The 12,742-nt window shown below is 60.2% G+C and carries 14 protein-coding genes and 1 tRNA gene; 11 read left to right on the forward strand and 4 right to left on the reverse strand.

The window, feature by feature from the left end:
• The first annotated feature begins 41 nt into the window (after window positions 1-41).
• Window positions 42-1,220, forward strand: coding sequence for a glycosyltransferase family 4 protein (locus tag L288_RS35465; RefSeq protein ID WP_161625667.1), 1,179 nt, complete (start codon window positions 42-44; stop codon window positions 1,218-1,220).
• Window positions 1,217-2,383: an AGE family epimerase/isomerase gene (locus tag L288_RS35470; protein WP_021238910.1), complete on the forward strand. Its 1,167-nt coding sequence runs from the start codon at window positions 1,217-1,219 to the stop codon at window positions 2,381-2,383. The genes L288_RS35465 and L288_RS35470 overlap by 4 nt, the downstream gene beginning before the upstream one ends.
• A 439-nt stretch (window positions 2,384-2,822) precedes the next feature.
• On the opposite strand, the gene L288_RS42020 is transcribed toward L288_RS35470, so the two are convergent.
• Window positions 2,823-3,257, reverse strand: a complete 435-nt coding sequence (locus tag L288_RS42020) for a hypothetical protein (RefSeq protein ID WP_021238912.1) — start codon at window positions 3,255-3,257, stop codon at window positions 2,823-2,825.
• A 156-nt stretch (window positions 3,258-3,413) separates the two neighbouring features.
• On the opposite strand from L288_RS42020, the gene L288_RS35480 reads away from it, so the two are divergent.
• The gene (locus tag L288_RS35480; protein WP_021238913.1) at window positions 3,414-3,743 is read left to right on the forward strand and encodes a hypothetical protein; all 330 of its coding nucleotides are present in this window, start codon (window positions 3,414-3,416) and stop codon (window positions 3,741-3,743) included.
• 34 nt (window positions 3,744-3,777) lie between these two features.
• Here the strand turns inward: L288_RS35480 and L288_RS43930 are convergent, their stop codons facing one another.
• A complete protein-coding gene (locus L288_RS43930; RefSeq protein ID WP_021238914.1) occupies window positions 3,778-5,169 on the reverse strand; it encodes a sugar transferase in 1,392 nt (463 codons plus the stop codon).
• 587 nt (window positions 5,170-5,756) lie between these two features.
• Between L288_RS43930 and L288_RS35490 the strand changes: the two genes are divergently transcribed.
• The 5 genes from L288_RS35490 to L288_RS35510 are packed head-to-tail and all read left to right on the forward strand — an operon-like array spanning window position 5,757 to window position 9,157.
• Entirely contained in the window at window positions 5,757-6,296 is a 540-nt protein-coding gene (locus tag L288_RS35490; protein WP_021238915.1) for a hypothetical protein, read from the forward strand.
• Between the two features lies 1 nt (window position 6,297).
• Window positions 6,298-6,660, forward strand: coding sequence for a hypothetical protein (locus L288_RS35495; protein WP_021238916.1), 363 nt, complete (start codon window positions 6,298-6,300; stop codon window positions 6,658-6,660).
• Complete coding sequence (locus L288_RS35500) at window positions 6,647-7,369, forward strand: C39 family peptidase (RefSeq protein WP_021238917.1); 723 nt, start codon at window positions 6,647-6,649, stop codon at window positions 7,367-7,369. The genes L288_RS35495 and L288_RS35500 overlap by 14 nt, the downstream gene beginning before the upstream one ends.
• On the forward strand, window positions 7,366-7,920 hold the full coding sequence (locus tag L288_RS35505; RefSeq protein ID WP_021238918.1) for a hypothetical protein: 555 nt from the start codon (window positions 7,366-7,368) through the stop codon (window positions 7,918-7,920). Before L288_RS35500 ends, L288_RS35505 begins: the two co-directional genes overlap by 4 nt.
• Window positions 7,910-9,157 (forward strand): transporter, encoded by a 1,248-nt coding sequence (locus L288_RS35510; protein WP_021238919.1) that lies wholly within the window; start codon window positions 7,910-7,912, stop codon window positions 9,155-9,157. The genes L288_RS35505 and L288_RS35510 overlap by 11 nt, the downstream gene beginning before the upstream one ends.
• Window positions 9,158-9,474: 317 nt before the next feature.
• On the opposite strand, the gene L288_RS35515 is transcribed toward L288_RS35510, so the two are convergent.
• Window positions 9,475-9,549: transfer RNA gene (locus L288_RS35515), tRNA-Val, on the reverse strand.
• A gap of 125 nt (window positions 9,550-9,674) precedes the next feature.
• Between L288_RS35515 and L288_RS35520 the strand changes: the two genes are divergently transcribed.
• Together L288_RS35520 and L288_RS42540 are read left to right on the forward strand one after the other, a co-directional pair.
• A complete protein-coding gene (locus tag L288_RS35520; RefSeq protein ID WP_021238921.1) occupies window positions 9,675-11,009 on the forward strand; it encodes a dicarboxylate/amino acid:cation symporter in 1,335 nt (444 codons plus the stop codon).
• Window positions 11,010-11,082: 73 nt separating this feature from the next.
• Window positions 11,083-11,415, forward strand: a complete 333-nt coding sequence (locus L288_RS42540) for a YnfA family protein (RefSeq protein ID WP_084465875.1) — start codon at window positions 11,083-11,085, stop codon at window positions 11,413-11,415.
• Window positions 11,416-11,675: 260 nt separating this feature from the next.
• Here L288_RS42540 and cpdR read toward each other — a convergent pair whose 3' ends face one another.
• Window positions 11,676-12,053: a cell cycle two-component system response regulator CpdR gene (cpdR, locus tag L288_RS35525; protein ID WP_021238922.1), complete on the reverse strand. Its 378-nt coding sequence runs from the start codon at window positions 12,051-12,053 to the stop codon at window positions 11,676-11,678.
• Window positions 12,054-12,198: 145 nt separating this feature from the next.
• On the opposite strand from cpdR, the gene L288_RS35530 reads away from it, so the two are divergent.
• A partial coding sequence (locus L288_RS35530; protein WP_021238923.1) for an N-formylglutamate amidohydrolase occupies window positions 12,199-12,742 on the forward strand: 544 nt, incomplete at its 3' end.

Here is a 12,742-nt window from a genome sequence, read left to right on the forward strand (position 1 = left end):
TAAACTGCATCGTTGGACCTTTCCTGCCACTGCCGCCCATAATGGGTGGAGCTTGTGAAAAAATCTTCTATGCCCTTTGTGAAGAATTCGCGCGGCGGGGTCATGATGTGACCATGATCTCACGGGCATATGGCGAATTTCCCCGTGAGGAAGTCATCAACGGCGTCCGTCATCTACGTGTCCGTTCGCGCGACATGCCCAGGAACAAGATCATCTTCCGGCTGGCCGACATTCTCTATGCATGGCGAATTCGCAAAGCGATGCCCCAAGCGGACGTCACCATTACCAATAGCGTGTCGGCGCCAGTCATCATTCCGCGTCATAAGGCAGGCAAGATCTATGTTGATGTTGCGCGTTACCCAAAGGGGCAGATGGCGCTCTATAGTCGCGTCGATCGGCTGCAATGCTGCTCCAGCCACATCGCGAGGGCGGTGATTGAGCAGACGCCTTCGGTCGCTCATCTGGTGAAAGCCATCCCCAATGCGCTGACCAGCGTCTTCGCGCGGGAGGCGGAAGCGCCTTTGTCGCTGGAGAAGGAAAAGCAAATCGTGTTTGTCGGCCGGGTTGCGCGAGAGAAGGGCATTCATTTGCTGATCCGCGCCTTCGCTCTGCTGTCGCGCCGGTATCCTGATTGGCGGCTGGTCGTCGTTGGACCACATCTGGAAAGTCAGGGTGGAGACGGGGAAGCATTCATGGCAGAATTGAAACAGCAGGCGCAGGATTCGGGGGCGCCCATCGACTTTACGGGACCGGTGTTCGATCAGCAGAAACTGGCCGATCATTTCCGGCGCTCGGCGCTTTTTGTTTACCCGTCCGTAGCCGAACTGGGCGAAGCCTTTCCTGTCGCGCCGCTGGAGGCGATGGCATGTGGCTGTGCACCCATCGTGTCGGACCTCGGTTGCTTCGAGGATGCGATAACGCCGGGCGTGCATGGCCTAAGCTTCGATCATCGTGACCCGACCGGAGAACCCCTGGCGCAGGCGCTCGAAAAGCTCATGCTGGACGAAGCCCTCCGGCGGCGCTTCGCCGAAGCTTCCAAAGCCAAGAGCCAGGAATATGTGCCTGAGCGGGTCGCCCAGCTTTTCCTTGAGGATTTCTCGGTCCTCACCGGCATGCCTGTGGATGGAGGCATGAGGCATGCGGCGGTCCCCGTGCGACGCGAACCGATCGCGGCGCCAGCCATTGCTACGGCTCAATTCAGTGGGGTGCGCCCGTCATGAAAGCAACGAATGAAAGGCTGAAGTGCGCTGCGCAATGGGCCGAGGACTGGTTATTCGACCACGCTCTGCCCCTATGGTGCGAGGCTGGTCATGATCGCGAGGCTGGCGGGTTCCATGACCGGCTCGACATGGATGGCCATCCGGTTGATCTGCCTAAGCGGCTGCGCGTGCAGGCGCGGCAGATATATGTCTTCGGCCAAGCTGGAGCGATGGGCTGGAATGGTGACTGGCGCGGCGCAATGCGCGCTGGCCTGGCATTTCTGGACGCCTATCGTCGCCCGGACGGCTTGTATCGAGCCGCAGTCGCGCGCGACGGGACCGTGGTCGAGGATACAGCCGACCTTTACGATCAGGCCTTCGTCCTGTTCGCGCTGGCAGCCGCGCAGCGCGCATTTCCTGACGAGCCGGGGCATGAGGAACAGGCAATCCGTTTGCTGTCGCTGTTGATCCAGCACTATGCCCATCCCAAAGGCGGCTTTATCGAAATAGATGGGCGGACCGGGCTCCGTTCCAACCCGCATATGCACATGCTGGAGGCGATGATCGCCTGGACGGAGCTGTCGCCCGGTTCGATAATGGAACGGATCGCAGGCGGGCTGACTGCGCTGGCGCTCGACCGGATGATAGACGGATCGACAGGCTCAGTAGGCGAGTATTTCGATGCCGAGTGGCGGCCCCAGTGCGATGACAGCGGCTGCATCCGCGAGCCAGGGCATCAGTTTGAATGGGCGTTTCTCTTGAGTGAAGCCGAACGGCTGCTGGGTTTCGATACCCAGCTCGTCAGCGCCAGCTTGTATCAATTCGGCAGGCGCTGGGGCGTTTGCGATGGTCGTGTGCTTTTTTCAGTAGACCCAAGCGGAAGATCGATCGATGCATCGTCGCGCCTCTGGGCGCAGACTGAACGGCTGCGCACCGCAATCGTTCGTCAGTGCGAGGACGACGCGATCGAAAGCTTCGAGTGTATTCGCGCTTTCCTGAATGTGCGTACGCCCGGCCTCTGGCATGACCGGATGACGGCCGGAGGCGAATGGGTGCTGGAAGCAGCACCTGCCTCCTCCCTCTACCACATCATGACCGGCTTTACGGCATTGATTGGAGAGGAGGCCATTTCGCCGGTGAAGATGGTTCCGCAGCAGGATGTCAGGATCAGGAACGGCTTGTGATCATCCTCTTATGCGGGACCGCCATAATCTGGGTTGCCGGTGCTTGCCACCTATGGAAGCAGCAAAGTCAGTCGGCGAAGCTTGTCTCGATCAACTGGACTGATCGCGCGATAGCCTTGATGTGGCTGCCTTTGTTCTTGCCCTTCGTCCTGATCACGCTGATCGCTTCGATGAAACAGCCGAAAAAGCGAATGCGGCCGCGAAAGCAAAGCCGTTCGCGCCTGTTAAGTCATTCTAAACCTGTCCCGGATAGGAGAAAGAGAGGCTTTTTCCGGGGCTGAACATGAAACATGTAAAGATTGCGAGCGGTTCGCCCCATGAAGGGTCCGTCTCCGAGCTTCAGGTGGTGAATGCCGCGCCTGGGGGCGCATCGGCCCTTGCGGATTGGCAGCATTTTTCGGACCCGTTATCTCATGGCGAGCGCTTTATCCGGGCTGTGTCACGCGCGGCTGGGATCGCCGCCCTGCTCGGTGGCGCGGCCGTTACCCTGTTCGCCTTGCCGCGGTTCTTCTGATCGCCGCGAGAGCGCTTGGCGCCTCAGGACGAAGGTCACGCAGGATTGCGCTAGCAATATCAGCAAGGGGCAGGCAAAGGTCGCCACGATGTCCATACTCGTGTCGGTCCAACGCCAGGAACCATAGGTGATCCGATCCAGCCATTCATTAAGTGCTTCGGCGGCCACAAGGACTGCCAAAGGGGGCAGGCTGTGAAAAGGCTTTCGCAGCGCCCAGGCGCTTCCGAACCATAGGGCTAGGCCTACGACAACATGCGCCATCTTGTCACTGCCGAACAGTCCGACGACCCAGCCGACAAGCTGCTGGTAAAGGGCGACATATTCCATGATCAGGGGGCCGCGTAATTTGCGGCGCTCCATCGCATCCTGCGTTGCAGGACGGGCCGATGAACTGCGCGGATCAATCGAAGTCCTGCGGATTGACTGGACATCGAAGCATGTCCAATTGTGCGCGCAGCAGCGAGAGGTGCGCACCGGTCGCGAGCAGTCCGGCACACCACAATGACGGAAAGGAAGATGGGCGCAAACGCCATTATATCAATCATGCCGGAAGGGGATGATTTGATCTGTATGCTGGACAATGGGCAAGGGCTTGTTGTCGATTGGCGTCAGGCATGGACCTATCGCCGGGCCGAGGATGGTGACGATGCGCTGGCCATCGCAAGGCGCGCTTATGAGATGGCTCCCGATCTTTTTTCTCCTGCCGGTTTGTCAACGCCAGCCGATACCCGCACGAGGCTTCGGCACCGTCGCGCATTGGCTGGAATCGCGTCCAGAATATGCAGGGCCGGCGCGCCGATATTGGCTTCAATCGCGGGAGCGCGACGCGCTGACAAAAAGGAATAGGCGTTTGAGCTAGGCTTTCCACAAGGCTTCGCCCTCAGTAGGCGTTCTTGTGGACCAAGACCTTGAAGGTCTTGAGGATGATCATGACTTCGCGCAGCAGCGACCAGTCGTGAAGATATTCCAGATCCGCCCTCAATCGATTTTCAAGGTCTTCGATCTTCTCGGTAGCGCCGCGGAAGCCGCGCACCTGCGCAAGTCCCGTCATGCCGGGCTTTAGCGCATGGCGGCGCCAATAATTCTGGCTCACCTCCCAGAACAGCTTGCGATCGGCGGTGGACGCCAGCGCGTGCGGGCGCGGGCCGACGATGCTCATGTCGCCCAGAAGAACGTTGAATAACTGGGGCAGTTCATCGATGCTGGTCCGGCGGATGAAGCGACCAACGCGGGTGATGCGGTCATCGGAGCGGCTGGCCGAAAGAGATCCGTCGTTATCGGACGTCTCAACCCGCATGCTGCGAAACTTCGCGATCTTGAACAACCGGTTGCCAAGGCCAACCCGGTTCTGGAAGAACAGGACAGGCCCTGGACTTTCCAGCTTGATCGCGATCGAAACCAGGATGAACAAAGGGCTGAGCAGCAATATCGCGGGGGCCGTGAGGGCCAGGTCGAACAGCCGCTTCTGTAGTCGATCGGACATGTTGAGCGGTCCCTTCGACACGATATGGGTGTCGCTGTCGAAGCAGCGGCCTATGCCGAGCACGCCCGCGTTGCTGTCGTCCATCAGCATTATTTCACCCTGCACCGCTGCCCCCTGGAGCACGATCGTCCAGGCGGAACGCCGCTCCGCCGGGCAAGCCACGACGACCCGGTCGAAGGTGCGAAGCCACCGGCCGAGGCGATTGAGCATATAGGGATCGCTAAGATCAGGTCCGAGCTTGTGCAGGTCCGCATCCAGTATCTCCGTTCGGGGAAGCCGGTCGCGCGGGACGCCATCGCTGATGATCAGTTCGTTGGTCAGCTTGCCGCCCGCGCGGGAGAGCGCATGTAAACTGAACGGCTTTCGCAAGGCTGGAAGGACTATTGCGCTGCACAAAATCGCGATCGCAAAGGGTAGCCGCGTGACGCTCTCGCTGACCTGGGCGAAATAGAGCACGCATTGCACCGCCAGCATCGTCAGTCCGATATTCAGCGCTGCCTTCACAGCCGCCTGCAATGGTTGAGTCAATGCTCGCAAGGAATAGGCGTTACTGTTGACTGCCGCGCCTACATAGATGGGAACGACCATGGCCACCAAATTGATCGCATCCCGGTTGAACCACCCATCGTGAAACAATCCTTCCGCCAGGATCAGCAGCGCGGTGAGGCAAATACAGTCAAGCAGGAGCAATTCGACATAGAGATGCCAGCGTATTTCACTCTTCGACCGCCGCAGCGGGAGAAGATCGCGGGTCTGAGCAGCACTCCTGATGTCATTCAGCAGATACACTAAAACCATCCCTCGGATCGTGGATCCGATCAGCTATGGTGTTCAGCCATCCTCTCCAATTATTCACCGGATGAATATTCAGCCATGGAGGTTATGAGTTTCAATCCCATTTCCCTCGATCGCGTCGCATGACGCCATCCGGTATCGCTATTCTTCCTTATGGCGCGACCATATGAGTTTTCTGCAATAGCGGCGCATCACCTATGGGCGGTGAGCGACGAAACATCATGTTACTGATTCGTTCACATAACAAATGATCGTATATGGAATATCTTGGAGATGCTTTAGTGCAAGTGCAATATCGACAATCAAACCAAAATAGCCCGGCTGTCTGTATTTGAGACGTTCTATCCTTCGTTATCCGCTGATTCACATTGACAGCATGAGCCGAATCATAGCAGCTTTATGACGCACTGCACTATAAATCCCGTTGGAAATTGTTCTGCGTTTAAAAGCGCGCGCCTGTTTTGTGCGTTTTAAGATAGGGGGCCGCTGTTCCTTCTTACTTGGCTCGGAACGACTGCTCTTTGGAAACTCAATCAACACAGGCTGCATCGTTGCGGCCACTTGCAACGTGAGGATTCAAGATGGCTTTCAGGTTCAACGTCCTTTCCGCCATGACCATGGTGCTCACCGGAATCCCCGGCGTGGCCGCCGCTCAAGCTCCAATCAGTCTTGAGGCAGGCATCAGCCAGAATGCGGGTTCAAACAGCCAGGCCGGAAGCGACGCTCATGCCACCGGCAACAGCAACGCGGATGTCATCAACCAGGCCTCTTCCGCGAATACTGTAAATACGGACATCGGCAACAATGCGACGGCCACGGCGACCAGCAACGGTGTCCTTGATAACAGTATCGACAACAGCCAGGACAGCAGCTCGCATATGATCATCATGGCGATACAGGACTTGTCGACTGTTACGACCAATAGCGGCGTGAGTGTCGAAGGTTCGGCCACGCAGTCAACGCCCGCGATCCGCACGGGCGATAATGTAGTGAGCGGGGCAAGCTTCGCCAACTTCGCCGGTGTCCTGAACAACGGTTGGAACAGCGGCCTCGCTTCCAACGCGCTCGCGGGGACGAACATCGCGGCGCAGGGAAACACGACGGTGGGGCGCGGCAACTGACATGCGTCTGTTCTCCAGCCGCAATAATTTGCTCGCCGCAGCGCTGCTCGGCGGCGGTGTACTTTTACCTCAGCCTGGGCGGGCCGCGGATGGGCCAGATGCGGATAAGACGGCTACAGGCCAGCCGCTGAGTGAAGCGGAATTGGACATTAATCGCGGCGGGCAAACCATCGTTTCCGGCAGTCAGGTGCTCACATCCGTTCTTTCCGGCAACAGCTTGAAAGGCGACTATAGCGCCGGGGCGATTAGTCTGAGCGGCGAGGCATTGTCCAACTTCAACGGCATCGGCAATTTCGCAATCAATACAGGAGCGCAGGTCAGCCTCCAGACGGCGGTGAACCTTACCATCAATGTTCACCCCTAGGCGCCTGTCCCTCTTTGCCGCGGTGTCCAGCCTGCCGATAGCGGCTCCGGTCGTGCAGGCGCAGGTCCGGCTGGACAGCGATGGTGGACGTCCCGCCGTTTCGGTTCTGAGCTGGCGGGACATGCCGTTCCGCAGGGTGGTGCGCCAACGCTACGACTTCAGCTGCGGATCGGCGGCGATAGCGACGCTGCTCAGCTACCATTATGTACGCCCCACGCCTGAGCGAGCGGTTTTCTTGTCCATGTGGGAGGAGGGGGATCAGGCCAAGATTCGCAAGCTTGGCTTTTCCATGCGGGACATGAAGCTTTACCTGGAGAGTATCGGGTTGCGCGCCGAAGGCTTTCGCCTCACGCCGGTTCAGTTGCGGCGATTGGGGCAGCCCGGAATCGTTATTCTGGACATCAAAGGTTACAAGCATTTCGTCGTTGTGAAGGGCGTCCGTGGCGAAGAGGTGCTTGTCGGTGATCCGATGCTGGGGCTGAAAATCTATTCCTTCTCCGACTTCTCCGCGATGTGGAACGGGATATTTCTGGCGGTGCTCTCACCGGCTTCTGCGCATCCCCCGCTCTACAATCTCGCGGCCGAATGGGAGAACCGCCTGCGCGCGCCAGTCAGGGAAGTGGGGCGGCCCGCGGCCATCACCGATCTCCTCCACCGTTTGCCTCCGCTTTATCAAATCAGCTCGTCCATTAACGCGGTCTCGCCATGAGGTGCGTCAGCGGCCTGGCGCTGTTGCTGTTCTGCTGGCCTGCTGGCGTGGAGTCCGCCAATGCGCAGCCGATTGAAGTGCCGGTCGTTCAATTAACGGACGCGCAGTTGGAAGCGCAGCGCGGCGGTTTCGTCATCGGCGGCGTCGATATCCGTTTGGGCGTGGAGATGCGAACCTATGTCGGCGGCAGCCTGGTCCTGCAAACCAATGTCAGCTGGAGCGGCCAGGAAAGGAGTGTCGAGCGTTCGTTCTCCTCGGCGCTGACGACCGCGACCGATGAGACGCTGGCGGCGGCTGGCCTTGGTTCCGGGCTGGAGAAGTATCTCGGTGGCGGCGGTCTCCTTCTCGCCAACCATGGGCAGACCGTTCTACTTCAGCGCGTGGACGGGTCGTTGCAGACGATGATCCTTAATAGCGCCAGCAATGTCGCGTTGCGCCAGGAGATTGACGCCCGGCTGGACCTTGGCGGCTTCGTGCCATTTCAGGCGGGGCTTTTGACGAGCAAGCTTGGTGAGACCCTCGGCGAGATGGTGGGTGCCTATGGACGGTGACCGCATGGTGATCGCCCGTCTGGCCGCAGGTTGCCTGATGCTCTCAGCCGGCGTTTCGCCGCCGCTTGCTCTGGCGCGCGGCGCAAGTCCAATTGAAGCGCAACTCCAGGCCATGCGCCGGGACCTTGACGCGCAGCGAGCGACGATCGAGGCACAGAATGCGCGAATCTCGTTGCAGGATCGTGAGATCGCGCGCTTGCGAGCGGACATGGCGGCCGCCGGGCCTGTCGAAGAGAAGGGCACCTCCGCCAAGGCAACGACCCACGCCGAGGCGAGCGCACCAACGCAGCCTGTCGGCGAAGCGCCCAGCCTGATCTTCACCGAGCCCAAGGTTGAAGCGTTGCCGGAGGAAGCCGGCGTGCTGACACGGGCAGGGCACCTCACATTCGATCCGTCGATCGAATATAGCACCTCTTCAAGCAACCGGCTGGTGTTTCGTGGCATTGAACTGACGCCGGGCATTCAGATCGGACTGATCGAGGCCAATGAAGCGGTCCGCAACAGCATCGTTCCCACCGCGACGCTGCGCTACGGCCTGACGAACCGGATCGAGCTGGAGGCGCGGCTGCCCTATCTCTTCCGGTCTGATCGCGTGGAAGTCGTGCAGCAGCGGGAAAGCAGCATCAGCAGGGTCCTGCATCTGTCGGAACAGCATATCGGCGATGCTGAACTGGCGCTGCGCTATCAGCTCAATCAAGCATCGGGCGATCACCCGATCTGGATCGGAAGCCTTCGCGTCAAGATGCCTACCGGCAAGGGGCCGTTCGACATCGCCTACGACGAATATGGAGTGGCGCAGGGCCTGGCGACGGGCTCCGGTTTCTGGGCGATGCAGCCGGGCCTTAGCTTCCTGCTGCCATCCGACCCGGCAGTGATTTTCGGCGGCGTCAGCTACTTACGCAATTTTTCGGCGGACATCGGCCGGGAGATTGGCGGCGTCGCTGTTGGGCGGGTTGATCCAGGCAATGCGATAAACGCGAATCTGGGTTTTGGCTTCGCCCTTAATCCCCGTTTTTCATTTTCCCTTGGCTATGAGCATAATTATATTTTTCCGACAAAGACGATGATCAATGGCGTGGCGCAGCGATCGCGATCGATCCAGATCGGCGCCTTTTCCTTCGGCATGTCCTACCGGCTAACCGAAAGGCAGATGCTGAACGTCGCGGTTGAAGTTGGCACGACCGACAGCGCGCCTGATGCCAATGTCACGGTCCGCATGCCCTTTTCTGTCCGCTAGGCTGGGCTGGCCCGACCAAGATGGCGAGAATAGCCAGAGCTTATCCGCCATTCAGTCGCGCAGATATGCGTAACCCCGCGTGCAAGGTGCCCCAGGCACAACTGGAACCTCCGCATAGACAGCGTTACAGACCTCTATGCGGCCAAGATCCGGTCTATCTGGCTGAATGCATCCGCGCGATCAACGGGCTCATAGATGAGATCGAAGAGTTCGCTCCGGGAGCGCTTCACCGAAAAGACACCGGAAGAGGCGCAACGATCATCCCGATGAGAGCATAGAAAAAGCCCGCTAAGTCACTGACCTAACGGGCTTTTCCATGGTGGGCGTGGCAAGGATTGAACTTGCGACCCCTGCGATGTCAACACAGTGCTCTACCACTGAGCTACACGCCCACGGGAGTTGGGCCAATAGCGGGGGGCGCGGGGTGGCGCAAGCGGGAAATTGCGTCTTTTTCCTAATCTTCTGGACAGGCGATGTTCTGCCCATATGCTGCGGTGCAAAGGGGGTAGACGCAGCCATGATGCCATCGACCACAGCGCCGATTCAAACCACGCCGCGCCTGCCATTCTATCGCCAGCTTTATGTCCAGGTGCTCGCCGCCATCACCCTGGGCGTGCTGATCGGCCATTTCTTCCCCGGCGTGGGCGTGGCTCTCCAACCGCTGGGCGACGCCTTCATCAAGCTGGTCAAGATGATCATCGCGCCGGTTATCTTCCTCACCATCGTCACCGGCATAGCGGGGATGAAGGAGCTGGGCGCGATCGGCCGGGTCGCGGCAAAGGCCTTCGCCTATTTCCTCACCTTTTCCACCCTGGCGCTGATCGTCGGCCTGCTGGTCGCCAATGTGGTCCAGCCGGGCGCGGGCCTCAATATCGATCCCGCCAGCCTCGACGCGGGCAAGGTCGCCGAATATCAGCAGCAGGCCCATGCCCGCACGCTGACGGCGTTCCTGCTGGACATCATTCCCGGCACGCTGATCTCGGCGGTCGCGGACGGGCATAACATCCTGCAAGTGCTGTTCGTCGCCATCCTGTTCGGGATCGCGCTGATATTGATCGGGGACAAGGCCGATCCGCTGATGCAGCTGCTCGATTCGGCGAGCCACGCTATCTTCAAGCTGGTCTTCATCCTCATGAAAGTCGCGCCGGTCGGGGCCTTGGGAGCGATGGCTTTCACCATCGGCAAATATGGCATTGGCACGCTCGCCAATCTCGCGGGGCTGGTCGTTACCTTCTATTTGACCTCGCTGCTGTTCGTCCTGATCGTGCTGGGCGTGGTCGCGCGCCTGGCGGGTTTCAACATCCTGCACCTGATCCGCTATCTGAAGGCAGAGCTGCTGCTGGTGCTCGGCACATCCTCGTCCGAAGCCGCTTTGCCCAGCCTCATCGAAAAGATGGAGCGCGCCGGGTGCCGCAAGTCCGTGGTCGGGCTGGTCGTGCCCACGGGCTACAGCTTCAACCTCGACGGCACCAACATCTACATGACGCTCGCCGCCCTGTTCATCGCCCAGGCCACCAACGTCGATCTCAGCCTTGGCCAGCAATTGCTGTTGCTGCTGGTGGCGATGCTGTCCAGCAAGGGAGCGGCGGGGGTGACTGGAGCGGGCTTCATCACGCTCGCCGCCACGCTGTCGATCGTGCCGTCGGTTCCGGTCGCTGGCATGACGCTGATCCTGGGCGTCGACCGGTTCATGAGCGAATGCCGCAGCCTCACCAACTTCATCGGCAATGCGGTTGCGACGATCGTGGTGTCAGCCTGGGAGAAGGGGCTGGACCGGGAGCGATTCGACGCCGCCATGGCTGGCCTGGCGCTGGACCCCACGCCCGACATGCAGGAAGTCGTTCCCGATTAGAGTGCGTGGGCAATTCGGATGGTCTGGAATCGACCGCTAGCGGACGTTCCGCTAAACTGAAATACGTCCCATCATGACTGCATTCGCTTTTGTAGGTGCCGCGCTCGCGGAAATTGCTGGTTGCTTCGCCTTCTGGGCTTGGCTCAGGCTTGGAAAGTCGGCCTGGTGGATCGCGCCGGGGATCGCATCGCTTTGTATATTCGCGTATCTATTGACCCTTCCAGATGCAGATCAAGCTGGACGGTCCTATGCCGCTTATGGCGGCGTCTATATTGCTGCGGCGGTGATTTGGCTGTGGATCGCCGAGGGAGCGAAGCCTGACCGTTGGGACCTTCTAGGCGCAACAGTCTGTCTTGTCGGTGCAGCAATCATCTACTTCGGCCCCCGTTCGGCAAATGTCGTCTAACCACCTATCTTCGTCATTCCCGCCTGCGCGGGGACGACGAAATTGTGAACTGGCGGCGCCTGCTAACAACCCATCCAACCTGTTCGGCGCACATTGAACCTGTCTACACCGCCAGCATTTGCCCGATCGGGACAAGGCGCGGCCTGTTCCTGCACGCGCATGCATATGGGGAAGGCCTCAAGACAACCGCTTCATACCTCGGCACCGGGTTGCCCCTGCGCAACAACACGGAGCGCAGCCGCTTCAACCCCTCCGCTGGATCAGCTCAGCCCGCTCATCGTCGCGCTGCCGAATATGCGCTCGATCTCCAGCACCAGGTCACGCAGGTGGAAGGGCTTGGAGAGCACCTTGGCCTGCGGCACGGCCTTGCCCGCCTTCAACGTGACGGCGGCAAAGCCGGTGATAAACATGATCCGCATGTCCGGCGCGACGGATGCGGCGTGCTGCGCCAGTTCGATCCCGTCCATTTCCGGCATGACGATGTCGGTCAGCAGCAGGTCGAAACGGTCGCTGTTGATGTGCGGCACGGCGTCCGCGCCGTTCGCGACGGCCACGACTTCATAGCCGGACCGCTCCAGCGCGCGGGCCAGATAGGCGCGCATGCTGTCATCATCCTCGGCCAGCAAAATTCGAACCATCGCTGCGTCAGTCTCGCCTCTGGCGGCCCACGGCCTGCCTAATACCCATCCGTCACGGATGGCGCTTCCGGCCTATATATGCGACAAGGCGCGGATATTATCCAGCCGGGTAACCATTTTTGCCGCGCGGGTGAAAGGAGACGAGTTGAACTATTCCGCGCCGCGGGCTCCGGCCGAAACCACAGCTGCCTACGACCTTTACCGGCCGGACCGGCCGGTCGCACCGGTCGTCATCTCCGTTCCGCATGCCGGGCGCGACTATGATGGCGCGCTGCTAGGCGCTGCCCGCGTCGAACCGGCCGTGCTGCGGCGACTCGAGGATCGCTGGGCGGATCTTCTCGCTCATCCGCTGATCGGACAGGGGCATGCCGTGATCGTCGCCCGCGCGCCCCGCGCCCTGATCGACCTCAACCGGCATGAGCGGGAGATCGATCCCGCCATGGTGACCGGCATTCCGCGCGACATGCCGCTTCAGACCAGCGCCAAGCTGCGCGGCGGGCTGGGCCTTATCCCGCGCAGGCTGCCGGGTGCTTACGAGCTATGGCGGCGGCCGGTCGATTGGGCGGAGGTCCAGCGGCGGATCGATACCGTCCACCGGCCCTATCATGCCGCGCTGGGATCGCTGATGCGCGCGGCGCGCGAGGAATATGGCCACGCCATCCTCATCGACCTTCACTCCATGCCGCCGC

Origin of the sequence: Sphingobium quisquiliarum P25 (assembly GCF_000445065.1) — a bacterium.
Lineage (GTDB): Bacteria > Pseudomonadota > Alphaproteobacteria > Sphingomonadales > Sphingomonadaceae > Sphingobium > Sphingobium quisquiliarum.